Source organism: Mesorhizobium ciceri biovar biserrulae WSM1271 (assembly GCF_000185905.1).
In the GTDB taxonomy this organism is placed as follows: Bacteria; Pseudomonadota; Alphaproteobacteria; order Rhizobiales; family Rhizobiaceae; genus Mesorhizobium; species Mesorhizobium ciceri.
Map to the genome: position 1 here is coordinate 5,071,832 of NC_014923.1, position 23,470 is coordinate 5,095,301.

Here is a 23,470-nt window from a genome sequence, read left to right on the forward strand (position 1 = left end):
CCTGGAAGGCGCGGTGGCTTGGCCAGGGTTAGTCCTTGCTGACGAAGCGCGACGGATGCACGTCCATCACGTTGTCGACGAAGCCATGCAGCTTCGAGGAGACGATATCGTGGTAGCTGTAATAGAGGAGCGGTATCTGGCCGACGTCGTCGACCAGGATGCGTTCGGCGTCGGCCAGTTCCTTCATGCGCTGTTCGGGGTTGCCCCCGGCGGCGGCCGCCTTGTCCATGGCCGCTTCATAGGCCGGGCTGTTGTAGTCCGAATAATTGTTGCCGCTGGCCTTGCGCGAGATGCCGAGGAAGGTTTCCGGATCCTTGTAATCGGCGATCCAGGCGGCACGTGCCAGATCATAGTTGCCCTTCTGCTCGAGGAAGGAGTAGTGGGTCTTGGTGTCGGTGTTGAGCAGCGTGACGTCGACGCCAAGCGGCTTCAGCTGTTCCTGGATCGCCACCGCAGTGTTCTTGTGGTTTTCCGACGTGTTATAGCGGATTTCCATCTTCAGCGGCTTTTCGGGCGTATAGCCGAGTTTCTCGAGGATCTTCTTGGCCGCATCCTCGCGGTCGATCTGCGGCATGTCCGCATATTTGGCCATTGCCGGCGTGTAGCCTTCGATGCCGGGAGGCACCATTGAATAGCCGGGCAGCATCGAGTTCTGCCAGACTTTTTCGGCGAGGAAGTCGCGGTCGATCGCCATCGAGATGGCATTGCGCAGCTCTACATTATCCCACGGCGCCTTGTCGGTCTTGATCGCATAATAATAGGTGCCGAGATACGGTCCAACGTGGATCTGGTCGCCAAACTTGGTCTTGAGATCGGCGAGCTGTTCAGTCGGAAGGTCGTCGTAGCTGTCCAGTTCGCCTGCCTCGAAGCGCTTCATCGCCGAAGAGCGGTCCTCGGTCGGGATGTAGTTGACGACGTCGAACTTGACGGTCGCCGCATCCCAGAATTTCGGGTTCTTGACCAGCTTCATATGATCGTTGGGAACCCATTCGGCCAGCGTATAGGCGCCGTTCGAAACGAGATTGCCGGGCTTGATCCAATCGGCGCCGAGCTTTTCGATGGAGGCCTTGCTCACCGGATAGGTCGCCTGGTGGGTCAGCATCTCCAGGAAGTAGGGCGTCGGCGCCTTCAGCGTGACCTCCAGCGTATTTGCGTCAATCGCCTTGACGCCCATGTCCTCAGGCTTGCCCTTCTTGGTGTTGACGTCCTCCGCACCCTTTACCGGATACAGCATCGAGGCGTATTCGGCGCCGGTCGCCGGATCCTCCAGCCGGTGGAAGGCATAGACGAAATCGTCAGCCGTAACCGGGCTGCCATCCGACCACATGCCGTCCTTGCGCAGCTTGAACGTATAGACGGTTCCGTCGTCCGAAACCGTCCAGCTCTCGGCGGCACCAGGAATGAGATTGGCCTTCTGGTCCTGCATGACCAAGCCCTGGAACAGGTCGCGCAGGACATTGGCTTCGTAAACCGTCGAGGTCTTGTGCGGATCGACCGACTCCGATTCAGCGGCGGTGCCCCTGTTATAGACGGTCTCGGCAAAGGCCTGCGTGTAGAACGTCCCGGCGGCCAGCGTCATCGTCGTGGCGAACACAGTCGCCTTCAGCATGTTTTTCAGCATGAAGTTCTCCCTGTCGGCGCCGCCGTTGGCGCGCCTATTAAGTGTTGACGCCCTGGAGCCGATATCTGACCCCTTTGAGCGCGCCGCTGGTTCCCGTCCTGCGGCTCGTGCCCAGACACTAACGCGGAGAATTTTTATTTCAACAGACTCTCTGGGTCACCCAAAGTAAGGCGGACGAAAGCTATGGTGTGGCCGCTGAAACACCAGCCGAAACCAAAAGCTTGACTTGGTTTCTTCACCTCGACGCTATTTTTCACCGCGAATCGGGAGCCATGCCAGTTTGCCGGAATGTCTTAATGCGTTCTTAAGCAACCTGAGGTTACATTACGAGTACCTTCTATACGGTTCGAGCTTCAGACGCGCGGCGGCTATGAGTAACGGAGCAAGTAAATTGCCCAAAATCCGTCAACTAATGCGGAACTTTCAAGAAGAGCGCGGTACCTCTGCGGTTGAATTTGCCTTGCTTTCACCGATTTTCATTCTTCTTCTACTCGGAATGGTTGCATACGGTATATACTTCGGCGCCGCCAACTCGATCCAGCAGATCGCAGCGGATGCCGCCCGCACGGCAATTGCCGGGTTGAACCAGACCGAACGTCAAACGCTCGTAACCAGCTTCGTCACCAACAATGCCGGCGGATATCCCTTCGTGGATGTCAGCAAGTTGACCTACCAGGCCAACGACAGCACGGCCGATGGAAGCCAGTTCGTGGTGTCCATCCAATACGACGCCCGCAACCTGCCGATCTGGAACCTTTTCCCGGGCATAGCCATGCCCGGGACCACGATCAGGCGCCAGTCAACGATCAGGGTCGGGGGCATTTGAATGCTGCTGCATGCGTGCAATGGGATCGGTCGGCTTGCCCGGTTGATGCTGAGTGACAGGAAAGCGAACTTCACCGTCATGGCGGCATTGAGCGCGCCGGTGGCGCTGGCGCTGGCCGCAGTGGCCATCGACGAAGCCTCGATCTACACCGAGCGCCGCGAAGCGCAGGCAATGGTGGATCTGGCGGCGATCACCGCCGCCTCGAACATGACCAATGTCAATACAGCGGTCGTTACCACGCTGACCGACAACGGCATGCCAGGGGTTGTCGTTCAAAGCTCGGGACAGACGATCGAGCCGGCGGTCGGCAAAACCGTCGTGACGGTCACGCCCGGGCGATATGTGGCATCCGGGGCCAATGTGGGCCAGCGTTTCCAGGCCAGCATAACCCCCTACAATGCCGTCCGTGTCACCCTGAAGAAGATCCCCGCCCGCTATTTCGCGAGTTCCCTGATCCCCACTCCCGTCATCGGCACCCAAGCCACCGCCAGCATGACGCCACAGGCGACATTCTCGGTCGGATCGAGGCTCGCCAGCCTCGATGGCGGTATCCTCAACGCGCTTCTCGGCGGACTGCTCGGCAGCAACATCTCGCTCAGTGTCATGGACTACAACGCGCTGATCTCCGCGGATGTGAGCGTGCTCTCCTTCGTGGACGGCCTTGCCACACAGCTGAACCTGACCGGCGTCTCGTATTCGGATGTGCTGGCATCGAAGGCGACCGTCGGCCAGATCGCCACGGCCATGGCCAATGTGCCTGGGCTTGGCAACACGGCCAAGGTCGCCCTGCAGACGATCGCGTCCAAGTCGACCAGCACGGTCCAGATCCCGCTCAGTCATCTGGTCGATCTCGGCTCCGTCGGCAAGTTGGGCCTCGGCCAAAGGCCCGCCGGCCTCGGCGTCGACGCCAGCGCCTTGGGAATGCTGACGGCCGCCGCCGGACTGGCAAACGGTTCAAAACAGGTCGACGTCGCCCTCGGAGCCACCATTCCCGGGGTGCTGTCGACCACGCTCGCCATCGCCATCGGCGAACCACCGCAATCCTCGCCATGGCTGGCGGTTGGAGAAGCCGGCACCGTGGTTCGCACCGCGCAAACGCGCATTAAGCTGCTTGTCACGGTCGGCGTCGGCAACCCAAACCTGGGCGGCGGTATCAGCCTGCTGTCGGTCAAGCTGCCGCTGAATGTCGAAGTAGCCTACGCCGAGGCCAAGCTGACCGACATCAACTGCCCGACCGGCCCCGACAGCCTGAAGGTTACCATTGCCGCGAAGCCCGGCATCGCGGCGGTGAACCTTGCCGCCAGCGATGCCGATAACAGCCCCACCGCCTTCGCGGATTTCAGCAACCCGCAGTCGTTCTCCGACGCCAACATCGCGGATGTCAGCCTCAATCTGCTGCTGCTAAAAATCCCGCTAATACTGGTGAAGGGTTCGGCGGGTGCCGACATCACCAACGTCAGCCCGACCAACCTGGTCTTCAACAAAACCGAGATCGCCGCCAAAACCATCAAGACGACGCCGACACGGGACATTACCCAGACGCTGACAACGTCACTGGTCGACAAGTTGTCGCTTTCCGTCAATGCGCTTGGTATCCTCGGGCTTGACGTAACGGCGTTGCTCGGCACCGTGAAGCCAGCTGTGACGACGCTTCTGAAAACCGTGACCGCACCAGTCGACACATTGCTTTACAATCTACTCGATACGCTCGGCGTGCATCTCGGCGTGGCCGATGTCCGGGTCACCGGCGCGACATGCGGACGTGCCGTGCTGGTGCAGTAACGTCGGGATATCAGTCGAGCCTGCCCAAAAAGGCTCCGAGCGCTGGCAGCAAAAGCTCAGTCTCGACGACCGCGGCATTGCCATCCAGCTGCGCAACCGCTCCGATGTCCCCCGGCAACGGCCAATTGGCCGGTCCTCCGGCGAAATTGAAGACACAGAGCAGTCTTTCACCGCCGCCGTCGCGGATGAAAGCGAGCAGGTCACCCTTGGCGTCGAGAAAGCGGATCGAGCCGGATATCAGCGCCTCATGCTCCCCGCGCAAGGCCAGCGCAGCCCGGTAGGACGCGAGCACAGAGACCGTGTCGGCATTCTGGACGTCAACGGCGCGAGCGCGATGGCTGGCCGGTATCGGCAGCCAGGGCCTGGCCGTGGAGAAGCCTGCATTGTCGGCGCCGGCCTCCCACACCATCGGCGTGCGGCACCCATCCCTGCCCTTGACGCCTGGCCAGAAGCGGATGCCGACGGGATCGCGCAGATCTTCATAGGCCAGCTCCGCCTCCTCCAGCCCGAGTTCCTCGCCCTCGTAGAGGCAGATCGAGCCGCGCAGGCAGGCGAGCAGCATGATCGAGAATCTTGCGACCGCGTCGGGCTCGCTGTCCGGCCTTGTCCAGCGGCTGACATGGCGCGCCACGTCATGGTTGGAGAAGGCCCAGCAGACCCAGCCGTCGGAGACGGCCGCCTCGAAGGCTTCGACGCAGCCACGCACATGCGCAGCCGAGAACTGCGGACCGAGCAGGTCGAAGGTGTAACACATATGCAGCTTGTCGCCGCCTGAAGTGTAGGCCGCGAGCGTCTGCAGCGAGCGGCCTTCATCGCCGATCTCGCCGACGGCGGCGCGGTCGTCATATTCGTCGAGCAGCGCCCTGAAGCGGCGCAGGAACGCCAGGTTTTCCGGCTGCGTCTTGTCGAACAGGTGCTCCTGGTAAAGGTAGGTGTTGGTCTCGCTGTTGGTGCCGGCGACGCTTGATGCCAAGGGTGGATTGCTGCGCAACCAGCGGTCGTGGACATAGTAATTGACCGTATCGAGCCGAAAACCGTCGACGCCGCGCTCCAGCCAGAAGCGCACAGTTTCCAGAAGCGCGTCCTGAACCTCCGGATTGTGGAAATTCAGATCGGGCTGCGAGGGGAGGAAATTGTGCATGTAATACTGCCGGCGGGTAGAATCCCATTCCCAGGCCGGGCCACCGAAGACGGAGAGCCAGTTGTTTGGCGCGCTGCCATCTGGCTTGGTATCGGCCCAGACATACCAGTCGGCTTTGGGGTTATCGCGGCTGGCGCGGCTTTCGACAAACCAGTCGTGCTTGTCGGATGAATGCGACAGCACCTGGTCGATGATGATCTTCAGGCCGAGACGATGCGCCTCGGCGACCAGCGCATCGAAATCCTCGAGCGTGCCGAACATCGGATCGACATCGCAGTAGTCCGACACGTCGTAGCCCATATCGGCCATCGGCGACTTGAAGAAAGGCGACAGCCAGATGGCGCCGACACCGAGCGAGGCGACATGGGCGAGCCTCGATGTGATACCGGCGAGATCGCCGCTGCCATCGCCGGTCGTGTCCTGGAAGGAGCGCGGATAGATCTGGTAGATGGCGCAACCGCGCCACCATCCCTTCTTGTCACTCGCCGCCATTGCGCTTCTCCCTTGTGCCGGCCTGCGCTCGTTCGATCATGAAGATCATCGTCCGCCCGGATATTGGCCGCGAGATATCCGCCGCATCCGGCGCTTCGATAGCTGGGGCCCAGAAGAATCCGTCTCGTTCAGGCAAGGTGAACATGCAGGCCCGGCGATCGCCGTTGACAAGCACCGCAAGACGGCGGTCGTCATCGCTGGCGCCACTCAGGACCATGACAAGACGGTGCCGCTGCGGATCCTGCCAGCTCTGTTCATCGAGCGGCGCGCCCGTCTCAGCAAGCCATGCGACGTCCGGTATCTCCGAACCTGCCGGCGGCTGGCCAGTGAGGAAGCTTGTGTCGGAAAGCGCCGGCATCGATCGGCGCAGCCTCGAGAGTTCCGCCGTGTAGCGCTCCAGCGCCTGGTCGCGGCCGGCCCAGTCGAGCCAGGTGATCTCGTTGTCCTGGGCATAGGCGTTGTTGTTGCCTTGCTGGGTGCGGCCGAATTCGTCGCCCGCGGTCAGCATGATGGTGCCGCGCGAGGCAAACAGCGCGGCGAGCAGAGCGCGCTGGTCGTTCTGGCGAGCCGCTGCCACGGCCGGGTTGTCCGCATCACCTTCCACGCCGTTGTTCCAGGACAGGTTTTCATTGTGGCCGTCGCGGTTCTGCTCGCCATTGGCTTCGTTGTGCTTGCGCTCGTAGCGCACGATGTCGGCGAGCGTCATGCCGTCATGGGCGGCGATGAAATTGACACTGCGGCTGGCGCCTTGCCCGTTCGCGGCAAACACATCTGACGAACCGGCGAGCCGGGTCGCCAGGGCGCCGACCATGCCGGCGTCGCCACGCCAGAACCGTCTTACATCGTCGCGATACTTGTCGTTCCATTCGAGGAAGGGCGCTGGAAAATTGCCGAGCTGATAGCCGTCGGGGCCGATGTCCCACGGCTCGGCGATCAACACGCGATCGGCCAGCAGTGCGTCATCGCGCATCGCTCTCAGCAGCGGCGCCTCGGCATCGAATGTGCCCTCGACCCGCCCCAGAATGGGAGCGAGGTCGAAGCGGAAGCCATCGACACCGGCATCCCTGACGAAATGGCGAAGCGTGTCGAGGACCATCTCCTGGACCACAGGATGGTCGCAAGCGACTGTGTTGCCGGTACCGGTGTCGTTGGCCAGCCTGCCATCAGGTGTGTGCCGGTAGTAGGCCTGGTTGTCGAAGCCGCGCAGCGACAGCGTGGGACCAAGCCTGTCGCTCTCGCCGGTGTGGTTGAAGACGAGGTCGAGGATGACGCCGATACCAGCCTGGCGCAGCACAGCGACCGTGTTTCGCAGTTCCATGATGCCGCCCGGCGCAAGGCGCGGATCGAGGGCCATGAACGTCACGGGATTGTAGCCCCAGGCGTTGCGCAGCCCGAGCGGCGGCAGATGCCGTTCGTCGATCGACGCGGTCACCGGGATCAATTCGACCGCGCCAACGCCGAGTTTTTTCAGGTGCTCGACGATCGCCGGTTGAGCAAGTGCGGCGACTGTTCCGCGCAATTTTTCGGGAACGTCCGAATGCAGCATGGTGAAGGCGCGCACCGGAATTTCGTAGACCAGGCCGCCGGCGCGGAAGAGCGGCGGCGCAGCCTGCACAGGCTTCGGTAGCGCAGCCGCGATCGCCTTCGGCATCAGCGACGCGGTATCGCCCCCCTCGCCCCGGCGATCGGCCAGCCGCCAGTCATAGGCATAAGGCCTGTCAATCTCGACGGCGTAGGGATCGGTCAGCAATTTGTCGGGGTCGAACCACAGTCCATGCTCCGGCGCATAGTCCCCGTCGGCGCGGAAACCGTAGCGGGTTCCGGAGCCAAGACCTGCAACGAACAGCGCGTGGACGCCCTCGCCTTCCCGCTGCAGTTCGAGCCGTTCGATTTCCCGCATGCCCTGCTCGTCGAAGATCGAGACCCAAAGCCGACGGGCGGCCTGCGACCAGGCGGCAAAGCGGATGCCTTCGCGGGTGACTGTGGCGCCGAGCTGGGTCATGCCCGCGCCTCACCTTCTCCCCTCGCGGGAGAAGGTGGATCGGCGCGCAGCGCCGAGACGGATGAGGGGTGTTGAAAGGAACGCGGCGTTAGTGATCTGGACATCGGTTTGCGCCAAGCTGGAGCACCCCTCATCCGACCGAGCTTCGCTCGGCCACCTTCTCCCACAAGGGGAGAAGGTGAAACGCGCGCAGCCACTCTCAAGTGATCACGCTCGGCTTGGGGCGGCCGGTATGGCTGTGAATCCCGGCAATATCGTCAGCCGCGGCAATCAGATCGGCAAGGGCGGCCTGGGTGTCGAGATCGTGCCGAGACTTGTCCGGCTCGTAGCGCTCGATGTAGACGCGCAACGTCGCGCCCGACGTGCCGGTGCCGGACAGCCGAAAGACGACCCGCGAACCACCTTCGAACAGAACCCTGATGCCCTGATGCTCGCTGATCGAACCGTCGACCGGATCGTGATAGGCAAAATCGTCGGCACTGGCGATTTTCAGGCCGCGCACGCTGGTGCCAGGCAGCGAGCCGAGCTTGGCACGCAGTTCGTCGACCAGCGCGTTGGCGCGGTCGCTCTCGACCTCTTCATAATCATGCCGCGAATAGTAGTTGCGACCGTAGGTCGCCCAGTGCTCGGTGACGATCTGCTTGCAGCTTTCGCCACGCGCGGCGAGGATGTTGAGCCACAAAAGCACCGCCCACAGGCCGTCCTTTTCGCGGACATGGTTGGAGCCGGTGCCGGCACTCTCTTCACCGCAGATCGTCGCCATGTCGGCATCGAGCAGATTGCCGAAGAATTTCCAGCCGGTCGGAGTCTCATAGATGCCGACGCCGAGTTTTTCAGCAACGCGATCGGCCGCGCCACTGGTCGGCATCGAGCGTGCAATGCCTTTCAAACCGGCCTTGTAGCCGGGCGCCAGACGCGCATTGGCGGCGAGCATGGCGACCGAATCCGACGGGGTGACGAAAATGCCCTTGCCGATGATCAGATTGCGGTCGCCATCGCCATCCGAGGCGGCGCCGAAATCCGGTGCGTCCGGTCCCATCATCTCGTCATAGAGGTGCTTGGCATGGACGAGGTTAGGGTCCGGGTGATGGCCGCCGAAATCCGGCAGCGGCTTGAAATTGCGGCAGGTGCCATTGGGCGCGCCGAGCCGGTTTTCCAGGATCTCCTTGGCGTAGGGACCGGTCACCGCGTGCATGGCGTCGAAGCGCATGCGGAAGCCGGACTTGAAGAGTTTGCGCAGGGCGTCGAAATCGAACAGGCTTTCCATCAGCGCGGCATAGTCCACGACCGGATCGATGATCTCGACCGTCATGCCGGCGGCCTTGACCGTGCCTGTTGTGTCGATGTCGATCGGATCGATATCGGCGATCTTGAAGCTCGAAATCGCCTTGGTCTTTTCGAAGATCGCGTCGGTGAGCTTTTCCGGCGCCGGGCCGCCATTGCCGGCATTGTACTTGATGCCGAAATCCTCATGCGGGCCGCCCGGATTGTGGCTGGCCGACAGGATGATGCCGCCGAAGGTCTTGTATTTGCGGATGACATGCGAAGCGGCTGGCGTCGACAGGATGCCGCCCTGCCCGACCATCACCTTGCCGAAGCCGTTGGCGGCTGCGATGGCGATGGCCTTCTGGATGACCTCGCGGTTGTAGAAGCGGCCGTCGCCACCGATCACCAGGGTCTTGCCCTTGAAACCGTCGAGCGCGTCGAAGATCGACTGGATGAAATTCTCGGCATAGTGCTCCTGCTGAAAGACAGGCACCTTCTTGCGCAGGCCCGACGTGCCGGGCTTCTGGTCGGAATAAGGCTTGGTGGGAACGGTCCGTATCATGCTTCAGGCAACCCTTTTCGAAAGCAGCGAACGATAGAGTTCGACGTATTTTTCCGCGCTCTTGTCCCACGACACATCGGCTTTCATGCCCTGGCGCTGCAGTGATTCCCAGACCGTCGGACTGGCATGGGCGTCGACGAGGCGGCGGATAGCGTGCAGCAAGGCGCCGCCATTGTTGGGCGCGAACTGGAAGCCGGTGGCGACGCCGGCAGAGACGGCAGCCTCATTGGCGTCGATGACCGTGTCGGCGAGGCCGCCGGTGCGCGCGACCACCGGCACGCAGCCATAGCGCAGGCCGTAAAGCTGCGTCAGCCCGCACGGTTCGAAGCGCGAGGGGATGACGATGGCGTCGCAGCCGCCCTGCATGATGTGCGACAGCCCCTCGTCGTAGCCGACGACGACGCCGATGCGGCCGCGATGCCTGGCGGCGGCGGCAAGCAGCGCGCCTTCGAGACCGGCATCGCCCGATCCCAGGATGGCGAGCCGCGCACCCGTCGCGACAATGCCGTCGACCACCAGCGCCAATATGTCCATGCCCTTTTGCCAGGTCAGGCGGCTGACCACGCAGACGATCGGGCTGTCATCGCGCTCAAGGCTGAAGCGATCCTCCACGGCAGCCCTGTTGGGTGCGCGCGCCTTCAGCGTGCTGCCCGTGTAGTTGGACACCAGATGCTTGTCGGTTTCCGGATCCCAGATGCCGGTGTCGATGCCGTTGACGATGCCATGGAGATCGCTGGAGCGCATGTTGATGAGGCCGTCGAGGCCCATGCCGAATTCGGGCGAGCGGATTTCCTGCGCGTAGGTCGGACTGACCGTGGTGATCGCCCAGGCGGCCTGCAGGCCCGCCTTGAGGAAGCCGACACCACCATAATATTCGACGCCGTCGAGCGCCATCGCCGCCGCCGGCAAGCCAAGCTCGCCGAAAATGCCGGCGCCGAACTGGCCCTGGAAGGCGAGGTTGTGGACGGTCATCATCGAAGGCACGCCGACCGCCTTGCCATAGCGCATATAGGCCAGCGTCATCGCCGACTGCCAGTCATGGGCGTGCACGATGTCGGGCTGGTAGCCCGAGATGGCGCCGCCGGCGATGTCGCCGCCGACCTGGCTCAACGCCGCGAAACGCCGCCAATTGTCTGGCCAGTCGACGCCGGTCGCATTGCCATAGGGGCCGCCGGGACGGTCGAACAGATGCGGCGCATCGAGCACGAACAGTTCGAGCCCGGCGAGTTGGACGGAATGGACAGAGGCCTTGCCGCCCTGCAGCAAGGGGTATTGCAGAACCGCCCGCTTTTTCTTGAAGGCAGCCATGACGGTCGGAAAGCCGGGCATGAGCGTGCGCACGGTCACGCCCTTGGCCGCCAAGGCAATGGGCAGCGCGCCGGTCACGTCGGCAAGCCCACCGGTCTTGATGAGCGGGAAAATTTCCGGCGTGACCGACAGAACCTGCATGCGTCAGAGCCCCAGCTTGTCGATCATGTCCTGGGTGACCAGGCAGATGCCCTTTTCGGAAACGCGGAAGCGCTTGGCGTCGAGAATAGGATCTTCGCCGACCACCAGCCCTTCCGGTATCCTAACACCATGGTCGATGACCACGCGCTTCAACTTTGCGTTCCGGCCGACATGAACGTCGGGCAGCATGACGACTTCTTCGAGCGTCGAATAGGAATTGATGCGCGCGCCGGTGAAGATCAGGCTTTTTTTCAGCGAAGCCCCCGAGACGATGCAATCGCCCGAAACCAGCGAAGACACAGCCGAACCGCGGCGGCCATCCTCGTCATGCACGAACTTTGCCGGCGGCTTCAATTCGGCATAGGTCCAGATCGGCCAGTCGCGGTCGTAGAGGTCGAGTTCCGGCGTGATATCGGTCAGGTCGATATTGGCTTCCCAATAGGCGTCGACCGTTCCGACGTCGCGCCAGTAGGCCTCGTTCTCGGCGGTCGAACGGACGCAGGACTTGGCGAAGCGGTGCGCGATCGCCTTACCGTGCTGGACGATATAGGGGATGATGTCCTTGCCGAAGTCGCGGCTCGAGCCCGGCTCGGCCGCATCGCGGCGCAACTGCTCCATCAGAAACTTGGTCTTGAAGACGTAAATGCCCATCGAGGCCAAGGCAAACTCCGGCTTATCGGGAATGCCGGGCGGATCGGCGGGCTTTTCGACGAAGGCGATGATGTTGTCCTTGCCATCGACATGCATGACGCCGAAGCCGGTGGCTTCCATGCGCGGCACTTCGAGGCAGCCAACGGTGACGTCGGCATTGGCGTCGACGTGCTGGCGAAGCATCATCTCGTAGTCCATCTTGTAGATGTGGTCGCCAGCCAGGATGACCATGTATTCGGGTCCGTAGGCCTCGATGATGTCGATGTTCTGATAGACGGCGTCAGCCGTGCCCTCATACCACTGCGTTTCCGAGACGCGCTGGCTGGCCGGCAGGATGTCGAAGCTTTCGTTTCGCTCTGGGCGCAGGAAGTTCCAGCCGCGCTGCAAATGACGGATCAGCGAATGTGCCTTGTACTGGGTGGCAACGCCGAGGCGTCGAATGCCGGAGTTAAGCGCGTTGGAGAGCGCGAAGTCGATGATGCGCGTCTTGCCGCCGAAATAGACGGCCGGCTTGGCACGCCGGTCGGTCAGTTCCTTGAGGCGGCTGCCACGGCCGCCGGCCAATACATAGGCCATGGCATCGCGCGCCAGCGGCTGGGTCCGTTTCAAGTCTGCCATTTCTACCCTCCCAAGTTACTCGATCTCGACATGTTACTCAGTGTCGATGGGTTCAGTCGGCGACGAGCTCGAGCATGATCGTGGACAGCGGCGGCAAGAGCATCGTCGCGGCGATGCTTCCTTCCTCCGCCCGTGCCTCGACCATGCCGCCATTGCCCTTGCCGGAACCGCCATATTCAGAAGCGTCGGTGTTGATGATCTCGCGCCATTTGCCTGATGTCGGCAACGGCACGCGATAATTATCGCGCGGCACCGGCGTGAAATTGGAAATGACGGCCACCGGGCTGCCGCCCGGCGCGCTGCGCAGCCAGGCAAAAACCGAATTCTGGCTGTCGTCGACGATCAGCCAGGAAAACCCTTCCGGTTCGCAGTCGCGGCCATGCAGCGCCGGGCGCGAACGGTAGAGATAGTTGAGATCGCGCACCGTCTGCCAAACGCCGCGATGCGGCCGGAATTCAAGCAGGTTCCAGTCGAGCGCGCGCGCCTCGCTCCATTCGCGGCGCTGCGCGAACTCCTGCCCCATGAAAAGCAGCTTCTTGCCGGGATAGCCCCACATGAAAGCGTAGTAGGCGCGTAGCGTCGCAAACTTCTGCCAGTCGTCGCCGGCCATCTTGCCAAGCAACGTGCCTTTGCCGTGCACAACCTCGTCATGCGAGAGCGGCAGCACGAAATTCTCCGAGAAGGCGTAGGTCAGGCCGAAGGTGAGGTCGTTGTGGTGGTGCTTTCGGAAGATCGGCTCCTTGGAGAAATACTCCAGCGTGTCGTGCATGAAGCCCATATTCCACTTGAAGCCGAAGCCGAGGCCGCCTTCATGCACCGGTGCCGAGACCTTCGGCCATGAGGTCGATTCCTCGGCTATGGTCATGACGCCCGGATGATGGCCGTAGACCTCCTTGTTCATCTTCTGCAGGAAGCTGACCGCCTCGAGATTCTCGCGGCCGCCCTTCTCGTTGGGGATCCATTCGCCGGCCTTGCGTGAATAGTCGAGGTAGAGCATCGAGGCGACCGCGTCGACGCGCAAACCGTCGACATGGTATTTCTCGGCCCAGAACAGCGCATTGTTGACCAGGAACGACACCACCTCGCGGCGGCCGAAATTGTAGATCGCGGTGTTCCAGTCGGGATGAAAACCCTTGCGCGGATCGGCATGTTCATAGAGCGCGGTGCCATCGAAATTGGCCAGGCCATGCGCGTCGACCGGGAAATGTGCCGGCACCCAGTCGAGGATGACGCCGACGCCGGCGCGGTGGGCGCCATCGACGAAACGGGCAAAGCCGTCCGGGTCGCCAAAGCGGGCCGATGGCGCGTAAAGGCCGGTCGTCTGGTAGCCCCAGGACGGGTCGTAGGGATGTTCAGAGATCGGCATGAATTCGATGTGGGTGAAACCGGTCTCAACCACATAGGGGATCAGCCGGTCGGCCAACTCGTCCCATGACAGGAACGTTCCGTCGTCGCGAAGCTGCCAGGAGCCGGCATGGACCTCGTAGATCGAGATGGCTTCTCGCCGGTGATCGGCATTGCGCCAGAAATTGCGATGCGCCTCGTCGCCCCACTCGTGCGCCGGCGGCACCGCCACGACCGAAGCAGTAGCCGGACGCAGTTCGGATTTGAAGGCGAACGGGTCGGCCTTCAGCGGCAGCCTCACACCATCGGGGCCGATGATCTCGTATTTGTAGGGTCGTCCGGCACCGATGTCGGGTATGAACAGTTCCCAGATGCCGGTGTCGCGGCGGTCTCGCATGGTGTGCCGGCGGCCGTCCCACTCGTTGAAGTCGCCGACCACCGAGACGCGCCGCGCATTGGGAGCCCAGACGGCGAAATGCACTCCGGTGGCGCCTTCGTGATCAATGACATGGGCGCCGAGCTTATCGAACAGCCTGAGATGCGAGCCTTGGGCGATGTAGTAATCGTCCATCGGGCCCAGCACCGGACCGAACGAATAGGGATCGGTCAGCCACCAGTCGCCGCCGGCGTTCCTGGCATGATAGCGCAGGGGTTGCCGCTTCTTGATCGAGAGCTTGCCTTCGAAAAAGCCGCCATCGTTGCGCCTGGACAGTTCACCCGCGATGGTGCCGGTCAGCGTGTAGGCGGTGACGAATTCGGCATTCGGAACAAAGCACCGGGCATACAGGCTCTTGCCGACCTCATGGACACCAAGGACGGCGAAGGGATCTCCGTGCGTGCCGGCAACAATCGCCGCAACATCGCCGGCTGGCGCCAGTCCATCCGGCCCGCTTGTCGCAGCGGTCGCGCGCGGCTTCTTCATCAGGCAGTGTCCCTCCCCGGGCACCAAGTGTTTGTTTCTAGTGATGTAAATCCAACATTCAAATTCACATCACCGGGACCACATTGTTTGCGGCCTCATGCAATCACATCAGACAGGCACGTTCCAGATTTCTTTCGCATATTGGCGGATCGTGCGATCGGAGGAGAACCAGCCGACACGCGCAACGTTGCGGATTGCCCGGGCGTACCAGTCGGGACTGTTGCGCCAGACCGCATCGACCTCACGCTGGGCGGCGGCATAGGCATCGAAATCGGCGGCAACCATGAACCAGTCGCTGTTGTAGAGACCGTTGATGAGATCGCGGTAACGCTCCGGATCGTCCGGCGAGAAGACGCCTGACGAAACAGCCGCAACCGCTTGCGCCAGCTCAGGCGAGCCTTCGATGACGGCGCGCGGATCGTAGCCGTTGTTGCGCCGCTCGGCGACCTCGGCGGTGGTCAGGCCGAAGATGAAGATGTTGTCGTCGCCGACGCATTCCTTGATCTCGACATTGGCACCGTCGAGCGTGCCGATGGTCAGCGCACCGTTCAGCGCGAACTTCATGTTGCCGGTGCCCGACGCTTCCATGCCGGCGGTCGAGATCTGTTCGGACAGATCGGCGGCCGGCATCATGATCTCGGCAAGGCTGACATTGTAGTTCGGCACGAACACCACCTTCAGCAGACCGCGCACGGCCGGATCGCGGTTGATGACCTTGGCGACATCGTTGGCGAGTTTGATGATCAGCTTGGCATTGTGGTAGCTGGGCGCCGCCTTGCCGCCGAAGAATTTCACGCGCGGCATCCAGTCGCGCTCGGGATGCGAGCGGATCTGGTCGTAGAGGGCAATCGCCTCGAGGATATTCAGAAGCTGGCGCTTGTATTCATGGATACGCTTGATCTGGATGTCGAAAAGCGCCGAGGGATCGACCTTGATGCCGAGCCGGTCGGCGACGAGGTTGGCCAGCCGCGCCTTGTTGGCTCGCTTGACGGCGGCGAACTTGTCGCGAAAGGCGGCATCGCCGGCGAAACCGTCGAGATCCTTGATGGCGTCGATGTCATCGAGAAAGCGGTCGCCGATCGCCTCGCGGGCAAGCGACGTCAGCCCGGGATTACACTGGATCAGCCAGCGCCGCGGCGTGATGCCGTTGGTCTTGTTGTTGATGCGATCGGGATAGAGCTTGTGCAGATCGGCGAACACCGTCTCCTTCATCAGGTCGGTGTGAAGCGCCGAAACGCCGTTGATCGAGTGCGAACCGACAAAGGCCAGATTGCCCATGCGCACCCGGCGGTCGCCATTTTCCTGGATCAGCGAGATGCGGCCGATCTGCTCGTCCGAGAACTGGTTGGACGCACGCGCCTCCAGAAGCACTTCAGCGTTGATGGCATAGACGATCTGCATGTGGCGCGGCAAAAGCCGCTCGAACAGCGGCACCGGCCAGCTTTCCAGTGCCTCGGGCAGCAGCGTGTGGTTGGTGTAGCCGAAGGTGCGCTGGGTGATGTCCCAGGCCTGATCGAAGTCCATGCCGTGGACGTCCATCAACAGGCGCATCAACTCCGGCACAGCGATGGCCGGATGGGTGTCGTTCAGGTGGATCGCAGCCTTGTCGGGCAAGGACTTCAGGTCGCCATATTGGCTGAGATGGCGCTGAACGATGTCCTGCAGCGATGCGGTGGAGAAGAAATATTCCTGCCGAAGCCGCAGTTCCTGCCCGGCCTTGTGGGAATCGGCGGGATAGAGCACGCGCGACAAGGCATCGGCCTTGTTGCTTTCGGCGAGCGCGCCGATGTGGTCGCCGGCATTGAACTTGTCGAGCAGGATCGGATCGACCGGCATGCCCGACCAGAGCCGCAGCGTGTTGACGCGGTTGGCCCGCCAGCCGACGACGGGCGTATCATAGGCGACGGCCAGCACATGCTCGGTCGGCTTCCAGACATGGCGTTCGAGGCGTCCGTCCTTGGAGGTGATCGATTCCACCGAACCGCCGAAACCGACCTCGAACGAGCGCTCACGGCGTTCGAATTCCCACGGGTTGCCGTGATCGAGCCAGGTTTCAGGCAATTCGACCTGCCAGCCGTCGTGAATCTCCTGGCGGAACATGCCGTTGGCATAGCGGATGCCGTAGCCATGCGCGGGAATGTCGACGGTCGCCATGCTTTCCATGAAGCAGGCCGCAAGCCGCCCGAGGCCGCCATTGCCAAGTGCGGCATCCGGCTCGAGTGCGGCGATGAGATCGAGATCGACGCCCAGGGACGACAGGGCCTCGCGCATGTTGTCCATCAGGCCGAGATTGGAGAAGGCGTCGCGCATCAGGCGGCCGATGAGGAACTCCAGAGACAGATAATAGACGCGTTTTTCCTTCTGATCGTACGCCTCCTTCGTCGCCTGCATCCAGCGATCGACGATCCGGTCGCGCACGACCTTGATCGAGGCGGTCAGCCAGTCGTACTGGGTCGCAACGGCGGTATCCTTGCCGACCCGGTATTTGAGGGCCACCAAGACTTCACGTGCGAGTGTCTTGGGATCAGGATTTTCGAGCAGTGGAGGAAGGGGTTCGGATGTCATCGCGCTCGTCATGATGCCTCTCGTGCGGTTGCCATGATCATACCGGCTTTCATCGCTCCTCCCAGCCCATGCTAGCTGATACCGCTATATATTCAATCGATTTAAACATGCCCGAACCGGCATGCCCCCTGCGGCAATTTGGCAATTCGCAAGTGTGACGCGCCAAGACGGTCGCGCGACGCGCTTCAAATTCCTGTTCCGTGCCTGCCGTGCCGCCAACCCTCCAGCACTTGGGCGACATGTATCAGGCCGCCAGCGCTGCCTCGGGCGGAACCTTTGCTCCGGTCATGAAGGCCACGGCATCGGACATCGTATATTGCTTGGGATCGATGACGCAGAGGCGACGGCCGAGCCGGTGGATGTGAATGCGGTCGGCCACTTCGAACACATGCGGCATGTTGTGCGAGATCAGCACGATCGGCAGGCCGCGCTTCTTGACGTCGAGGATCAACTCGAGCACGCGGCGGCTTTCCTTGACGCCAAGGGCGGCCGTCGGCTCGTCCATGATCACCACACGACTGCCGAAGGCGGCCGCGCGCGCCACCGCAACGCCCTGCCTCTGGCCCCCCGAGAGCGTTTCCACAGCCTGGCTGATGTTCTGGATGGTCATCAGGCCAAGCTCGGTAAGCTTGTCGCGGGCGCGCTTTTCCATCGCCGGACGGTCGAGCATACGCAGCCAATCGCCCAGAAAACCCGGTTTGCGGATCTCGCGGCCAAGGAACATGTTATCGGCGATCGAGAGCGCCGGCGACAGTGCCAGATTCTGGTAGACGGTCTCGATGCCGGCTTCGCGTGCCTCCATCGGCGATTTAAAGGCGACGGGTTTGCCTTCAAGCCGGATCTCGCCTTCGTCGGGCACGGCCGCGCCGGAAATCGCCTTGATGAGCGACGACTTGCCGGCGCCGTTGTCGCCGATGACGGCGAGGATTTCGCCGGGATAAAGGTCGAAGTCGGCATTGTCGAGGGCGGTGACACGGCCATAGCGCTTGATCAGGCCACGCGCGGTGAGGATGGGCTCCTGGGTCATGGTCATGCCGACACCTTTCTGATCCATTGGTCGACTGCCACGGCGCCGATGATCAGCACACCGGTGAGCAGCACCTTCCATTGCGGATCGGCGCCCAGCATGTTGAGGCCCATGGAAACGACGCCGACGATCATCGCGCCGAACAGCGTGCCCAGGATGGAGCCGCGTCCGCCGAAGAGGGAAATACCGCCGATCACCGTCGCGGTGATGGCCTGCAGATTGTAGTCGGTGACGGCAGCCGACGGCGAGATCGAGCCGTTGCGGCCAATGGAGACCCAGGCCGCGAAAGCGGCGATCAGGCCGGCCAAGGTGTAGACCGTCATCAACACCTTCTTGGTCTGGATGCCCGACAGCTTCGCCGCCTCCTGGTCATCGCCAACGGCGTAGACATGGCGGCCCCACGCCGTGTGATTGAGCACGTACCAGAGGATCATCACGAGCAGGACCGTGGCAATGACGCCGAGCGTCAGCACCGCAGTGCCGACCTTGAAGCTGATGGCAAAGAGATGCAGCAGCGGCGCCTGGGTATCGACGTCGGTGTCGCGGATCGTCTCGTTGGCCGAATAGATGAAGTTCGTGGCCATGACGATGTTCCAGGTGCCAAGCGTCACGATGAAGGGTGGTAGCTTCATGTAGGCGACAAGCACCCCGTTGAGCAGCCCGCAGGCGGCGCCGGCGGCAAGCCCGATCGCCACTGCGAGCGCGCTCGGCATGCCGTAGGAGACCGCGCAATTGCCCATGATCACCGCTGAAATCACCATGATCACACCAATCGACAGGTCGATGCCTGCGGTCAGGATGACCAATGTCTGCGCAGCCCCCAGAATGCCGATGATGGCGATCTGCTGCAGGATAAGCGTCAGCGTGTAGGACGAAAAGAAACGCCCACCGATGGTGATGCCGAAGACGATGATCGCCAGAACCAGGACGATCAGCGGCACCGCGGCCGGCGTCGAATGCAAGAAATGCTGGATACGCTTGACGGCCGATTTGTGCTCGTCAAAAGCAGCAACGCTGGTGTCGCTGCTCGAGAGAACCTTCTCGAATTCCTGAGCTTGAGCCATGTTTTCTCCCCGTAGGCTTCAGCCAAACGCCGACGCCAGTCCACGCCTTTCCGGTCTGCTGCCGGGATTGTTCGCGGTCACGCGAGCCATCGTCCACCCGAAGCAGCCGGGGATCAAGCCCCGACCGCTCAGGTTCCTTGGATGCCGGTCAGAACGGCATCAGCCCCAGCACTTGGCGAGGCCTTCCTTGGTGTCGATGGACTTGACGCCGGTGGCCGGCTTGTCGGTCACCAGGTTGACGCCGGTGTCGAAGAAGTTCTTGCCTTCGGTCGGCTTCGGCTTGGTTCCGTCCTTGGCAAAAGCGGCGATCGCCTCGATGCCGAGTGCAGCCATCTGCAGCGGGTATTGCTGCGAAGTGGCGCCGATGACACCTTCGGCCACCGACTTCACGCCGGGGCAGCCGCCGTCGACGGAAACGATCAGCACCTGGCTTTCGAGGCCGACAGCCTTGAGCGCCTGGTAGGCGCCGACAGCGGCGGGCTCGTTGATGGTGTGGATGACGTTGATGGTGTTGTCCTTCTGCAGGAGGTTCTCCATCGCCTTGCGGCCGCCCTCTTCGTTGCCGTTGGTGACGTCATGGCCGACGATGCGCGGATCGGTCTCGTCGCCGATCTTGTTGGGATCTTTTACATCGATGCCGTAGCCCATCATGAAGCCTTGGTCGCGCAGCACGTCGACAGTCGGCTGCGAAGGCGTCAGGTCAAGGAAGCCGATCTTGGCGTCCTTGGCCTTGTCGCCGAGCGTGGCGGCGGCCCAGGCCCCGATCAGCTTGCCTGCTTCGAGATTGTCCGTCGCGAAGGTCGCATCGGCGGCGTCGATCGGATCGAGCGGCGTGTCGAGCGCGATCACCAGCAGGCCGGCATCACGCGCTTTCTTCACGGTCGGCACGATGCCCTTGGTGTCGGATGCGGTGATCAGGATACCCTTGGCGCCATCGGCGATGCAGCTTTCGATCGCCGCGACCTGGCTCTCGCTGTCGCCGTCGATCTTGCCGGCATAGGTCTTGAGGTCGACGCCGAGTTCCTTGGCCTTCGCGGTCGCGCCTTCCTTCATCTTGACGAAGAAGGGATTGGTGTCGGTCTTGGTGATCAGGCAGGCGCCGACACCGGCCGCGGATGCGGACGAGGCAAACGCCATCAGCCCCAGAGCCGCGGCGGCAAACACGGTCGATTTCAACAATTTTGTATTGGTCACGATTTTCCTCCCAGTGGAACCATTCCGATGCCGGCCAACCGGCACCTGCAGCGCATCCAACGAAATTCTCCCAGCGTGGACGCTGCCTTAACAGACACCAGGCCGAAGCCCGTGTCAATAATTAAATCACTCTTATTTATTATTGACAGCATTGCTTCGTTCACCCATTCTGGCCCAAAAGCATTGAGGGGAAACGACGGGAGGAACAGGGTGGAAACGGCCATTGCGAGGCACGGTTCGCCCGAGGTGAATGACAGTCTCATTCACCGCGGCACCAACCAGAGCGGCATGCGCGACCACAATGAGCGGTTGGTGCTGTCGCTGGTGCGTCAACACGGCAGCCTGGCAAAATCCGACATCGCCCGCATGACCGGACTTTCGGCGCAGACGGTTTCCGTCATCATGCGCGAGCTGGAGGAAGAAAGCCTCCTGCTGCGTCAGGCGCCGTTGCGCGGCAAGATCGGCCAGCCTTCCATCCCGATGGCGCTCAATCCCGAAGGCGCTTTCTTCATCGGCCTGAAGATCGGCCGCCGCAGCGCTGAACTGGTGTTGATCGACTTCCTTGGCAATGTCCGTTCGATGCTACAGCATTCCTATCGCTACCCGGCGCCGCGCGAGACGGTGGACTTCGTCAGCAACGGCATGCGGCAGATGCGCGGCGAGCTGACGCCCGCGCAAGACAAGCGCATCGCCGGGCTGGGCATCGCCATGCCGTTCGAATTGTGGAACTGGGCCGATACCGCCGGCGCCCCGCGCGACGTGATGGACGAATGGCGTCACCGCGACATCAGGGCCGACATCCAGGCGCAATGCGATTTTCCGGTCTATTTGCAGAACGACGCCACGTCGGCCTGCGGCGCCGAACTCGTCTTCGGGCAGGCGGGCGCTGCGCGTGACTTCGTCTATTTCTATATCGGCGCCTTTGCCGGTGGCGGCATTGTGCTGAACGGCCGGCTTTTCGGCGGCCCGACCGGCAATGCCGGAGCGCTCGGCTCCATGCCCGTGCCCGGGCCGGACGGCAAGCCGACCCAACTGATCGATGTCGCTTCCATCGCCATGCTCGAAAAGGCGCTCAATGCGCGCGGCATCGAGGCCTCGCATCTGTGGACCTCGCCGGACGACTGGGGCGAGATCGGACCCGAACTCGACGGCTGGATCGCCAGCGCCTCAAGGGCGCTCGCTTACGCCATCGTCGCCGCATCCTCGATCATCGATTTCGAAGCGGCGGTGATCGACGGCTGGATGCCGAAGGCGGTGCGCCGCCAGCTGGTCGACGCCATCATTGCGGCAATCGCCACGATCGACGGCGAAGGCTTGAAGCTGCCCGCCATTCGCGAGGGAACCGTCGGTATCCATGCCCGGGCGCTCGGCGGCGCCAGCCTGCCACTTTCCGAACGCTTCCTGATCGGCTCGACGACGATTTCCAGGAGCGCCTGATGCTGATCGGAATCCCGGCGCTGCTCGGTCCGGAGCTTCTGGCGATCCTGCGCGGCATGGGCCATGGCGACGAAATCGCCCTTGTCGACGGAAACTATCCGGCGGAACAGCAGGCAACCCGACTGGTACGCGCCGATGGCCACCCTCTTATCCCGGTACTCGATGCGATATTGAGTGTCCTGCCTGTCGATGACGCCGTGCCGGAGGCGCTGTTTCGCGCCTCGGTCCGAGGCGATCCCTCGCTTGCCGATCCTGTCCATCATGAGATCGAAGCGATCTGCGCCAAACGGGCGCCAGGCCGCAAGGTGGTTGCGCTGGCCGGCGCCGACTTCTATGCACGGGTCAAATCGGCGCATGCCATCGTCGCGACAAGCGAGCCGCGGCTCTACGCCAACATCATCATACGCAAGGGCGTGATCTATCCGCCGGAGACCAAGAAGCCATGATCCTCTGCTGCGGCGAAGCCCTGATCGACATGCTGCCGCGCACGACGACAGCGGGCGAGCCGGCCTTTGCGCCTTATGTCGGCGGCGCCGTATTCAACACGGCAATCGCACTTGGCCGGCTCGGCGCGCCGGCCGGCTTCTTTTCCGGCCTGTCGTCGGATCTGTTCGGCGGCCAATTCCGGGATGCGCTTGGGGCGAGCAAGGTCAGTTCCACCTATGCACACACCTCGCCACGGCCAACCACGCTGGCCTTCGTCAAGCTCACCAACGGCCAGGCGACGTACACTTTCTATGACGAGAACACCGCCGGACGCATGCTGACGATCGACGATTTGCCGCAGCTCGGCAACGAGATCGAAGCCATGCTGTTCGGCGCCATCAGCCTGATTTCCGAGCCGGCCGGCAGTGCCTATGAAGAGTTCATGCGGCGCGAGCATGAAAGCCGCGTCATGATGCTCGACCCCAACATCCGGCCGAACTTCATCCCGGACAAGCCCAAGCACCTCAAGCGCATTCGCACCATGATGGCGATGGCCGACATCGTGAAACTGTCGGACGAAGACCTGAACTGGTTCGGCGAAGCCGGCTCGCATGAGGATGTCATCCGCAACTGGCTGGACCGCGGCCCGAAGCTGATCGTCGTCACCCATGGCGGCGAAGGCGCGATCGGCTACAGCAAGGAGCACGCCGTCACGGTGATGCCCGAAAGGGTCGAGGTGGCGGACACGGTCGGCGCCGGCGACACGTTCAACGCCGGCATCCTCGCCTCGCTGCACGAGCAAGGCCTGCTGACGAAGGCGGCGATTTCCGGACTGTCGGAAGACGCCATCCATAAGGCGCTGGCGCTCGGCGCGAAGGCGGCGGCAGTGACCGTGTCGCGGGCCGGCGCCAATCCACCCTGGCGACATGAAATCGCCTGAGCAACGCTCAACATAAGTTGAGCCCAATCGATCACTTTATGTTTCGCAGGGGCTCTTTCCAAGGCTATAAGGGCGGGATGGCGCCCGACGAAGCCCGGATTTCCGGCATCTGACTGACATTCGCCGGGAAAACTGGTAACG

Annotated in this window: 16 protein-coding genes; 5 read left to right on the top strand and 11 right to left on the bottom strand. The window is 62.4% G+C overall.

Features of this window, described 5'->3' with window-relative positions:
* Positions 1-28: 28 nt before the first annotated feature.
* Entirely contained in the window at positions 29-1,621 is a 1,593-nt protein-coding gene (locus tag MESCI_RS24725; protein ID WP_013532692.1) for a peptide ABC transporter substrate-binding protein, read from the bottom strand.
* 412 nt (positions 1,622-2,033) lie between these two features.
* Here MESCI_RS24725 and MESCI_RS24730 point away from each other — a divergent pair, with 412 nt between their 5' ends.
* Both MESCI_RS24730 and MESCI_RS24735 read left to right on the top strand, forming a co-directional pair.
* Complete coding sequence (locus MESCI_RS24730; RefSeq protein ID WP_174299092.1) at positions 2,034-2,447, top strand: TadE family protein; 414 nt, start codon at positions 2,034-2,036, stop codon at positions 2,445-2,447.
* Positions 2,448-4,229, top strand: coding sequence for a TadG family pilus assembly protein (locus MESCI_RS24735; protein ID WP_013532694.1), 1,782 nt, complete (start codon positions 2,448-2,450; stop codon positions 4,227-4,229).
* A 10-nt stretch (positions 4,230-4,239) separates the two neighbouring features.
* On the opposite strand, the gene bglA is transcribed toward MESCI_RS24735, so the two are convergent.
* From bglA to MESCI_RS24785, 10 genes are all read right to left on the bottom strand, one after another.
* On the bottom strand, positions 4,240-5,862 hold the full coding sequence (bglA, locus tag MESCI_RS24740) for a beta-galactosidase BglA (RefSeq protein WP_013532695.1): 1,623 nt from the start codon (positions 5,860-5,862) through the stop codon (positions 4,240-4,242).
* Complete coding sequence (glgX, locus tag MESCI_RS24745; protein ID WP_013532696.1) at positions 5,849-7,864, bottom strand: glycogen debranching protein GlgX; 2,016 nt, start codon at positions 7,862-7,864, stop codon at positions 5,849-5,851. The genes bglA and glgX overlap by 14 nt, the downstream gene beginning before the upstream one ends.
* Positions 7,865-8,063: 199 nt before the next feature.
* Entirely contained in the window at positions 8,064-9,692 is a 1,629-nt protein-coding gene (locus MESCI_RS24750) for an alpha-D-glucose phosphate-specific phosphoglucomutase (protein WP_013532697.1), read from the bottom strand.
* A gap of 3 nt (positions 9,693-9,695) precedes the next feature.
* Positions 9,696-11,141, bottom strand: a complete 1,446-nt coding sequence (glgA, locus tag MESCI_RS24755) for a glycogen synthase GlgA (RefSeq protein ID WP_013532698.1) — start codon at positions 11,139-11,141, stop codon at positions 9,696-9,698.
* 3 nt (positions 11,142-11,144) lie between these two features.
* Positions 11,145-12,410: a glucose-1-phosphate adenylyltransferase gene (gene glgC, locus MESCI_RS24760; protein ID WP_013532699.1), complete on the bottom strand. Its 1,266-nt coding sequence runs from the start codon at positions 12,408-12,410 to the stop codon at positions 11,145-11,147.
* Positions 12,411-12,462: 52 nt separating this feature from the next.
* A complete protein-coding gene (glgB, locus tag MESCI_RS24765) occupies positions 12,463-14,676 on the bottom strand; it encodes a 1,4-alpha-glucan branching protein GlgB (protein ID WP_013532700.1) in 2,214 nt (737 codons plus the stop codon).
* 108 nt (positions 14,677-14,784) lie between these two features.
* On the bottom strand, positions 14,785-17,253 hold the full coding sequence (locus MESCI_RS24770) for a glycogen/starch/alpha-glucan phosphorylase (protein WP_013532701.1): 2,469 nt from the start codon (positions 17,251-17,253) through the stop codon (positions 14,785-14,787).
* 232 nt (positions 17,254-17,485) lie between these two features.
* On the bottom strand, positions 17,486-18,295 hold the full coding sequence (locus tag MESCI_RS24775) for an ATP-binding cassette domain-containing protein (protein ID WP_224621066.1): 810 nt from the start codon (positions 18,293-18,295) through the stop codon (positions 17,486-17,488).
* Positions 18,271-19,332 carry an ABC transporter permease gene (locus tag MESCI_RS24780; RefSeq protein ID WP_013532703.1) on the bottom strand — a complete coding sequence of 354 codons (1,062 nt, stop codon included), beginning with the start codon at positions 19,330-19,332 and terminating at the stop codon, positions 18,271-18,273. The genes MESCI_RS24775 and MESCI_RS24780 overlap by 25 nt, the downstream gene beginning before the upstream one ends.
* A 159-nt stretch (positions 19,333-19,491) precedes the next feature.
* On the bottom strand, positions 19,492-20,469 hold the full coding sequence (locus tag MESCI_RS24785) for a sugar ABC transporter substrate-binding protein (RefSeq protein WP_395316708.1): 978 nt from the start codon (positions 20,467-20,469) through the stop codon (positions 19,492-19,494).
* Positions 20,470-20,736: 267 nt separating this feature from the next.
* On the opposite strand from MESCI_RS24785, the gene MESCI_RS24790 reads away from it, so the two are divergent.
* Genes MESCI_RS24790 through MESCI_RS24800 form a run of 3 tightly spaced genes read left to right on the top strand, consistent with a single transcriptional unit; the run spans position 20,737 to position 23,329 of the window.
* Positions 20,737-21,963: an ROK family transcriptional regulator gene (locus MESCI_RS24790; protein ID WP_013532705.1), complete on the top strand. Its 1,227-nt coding sequence runs from the start codon at positions 20,737-20,739 to the stop codon at positions 21,961-21,963.
* The gene (locus MESCI_RS24795; RefSeq protein ID WP_013532706.1) at positions 21,963-22,409 is read left to right on the top strand and encodes an RbsD/FucU family protein; all 447 of its coding nucleotides are present in this window, start codon (positions 21,963-21,965) and stop codon (positions 22,407-22,409) included. The genes MESCI_RS24790 and MESCI_RS24795 overlap by 1 nt, the downstream gene beginning before the upstream one ends.
* Complete coding sequence (locus MESCI_RS24800) at positions 22,406-23,329, top strand: carbohydrate kinase family protein (protein WP_013532707.1); 924 nt, start codon at positions 22,406-22,408, stop codon at positions 23,327-23,329. The genes MESCI_RS24795 and MESCI_RS24800 overlap by 4 nt, the downstream gene beginning before the upstream one ends.
* The last annotated feature ends 141 nt before the right edge of the window (positions 23,330-23,470 follow it).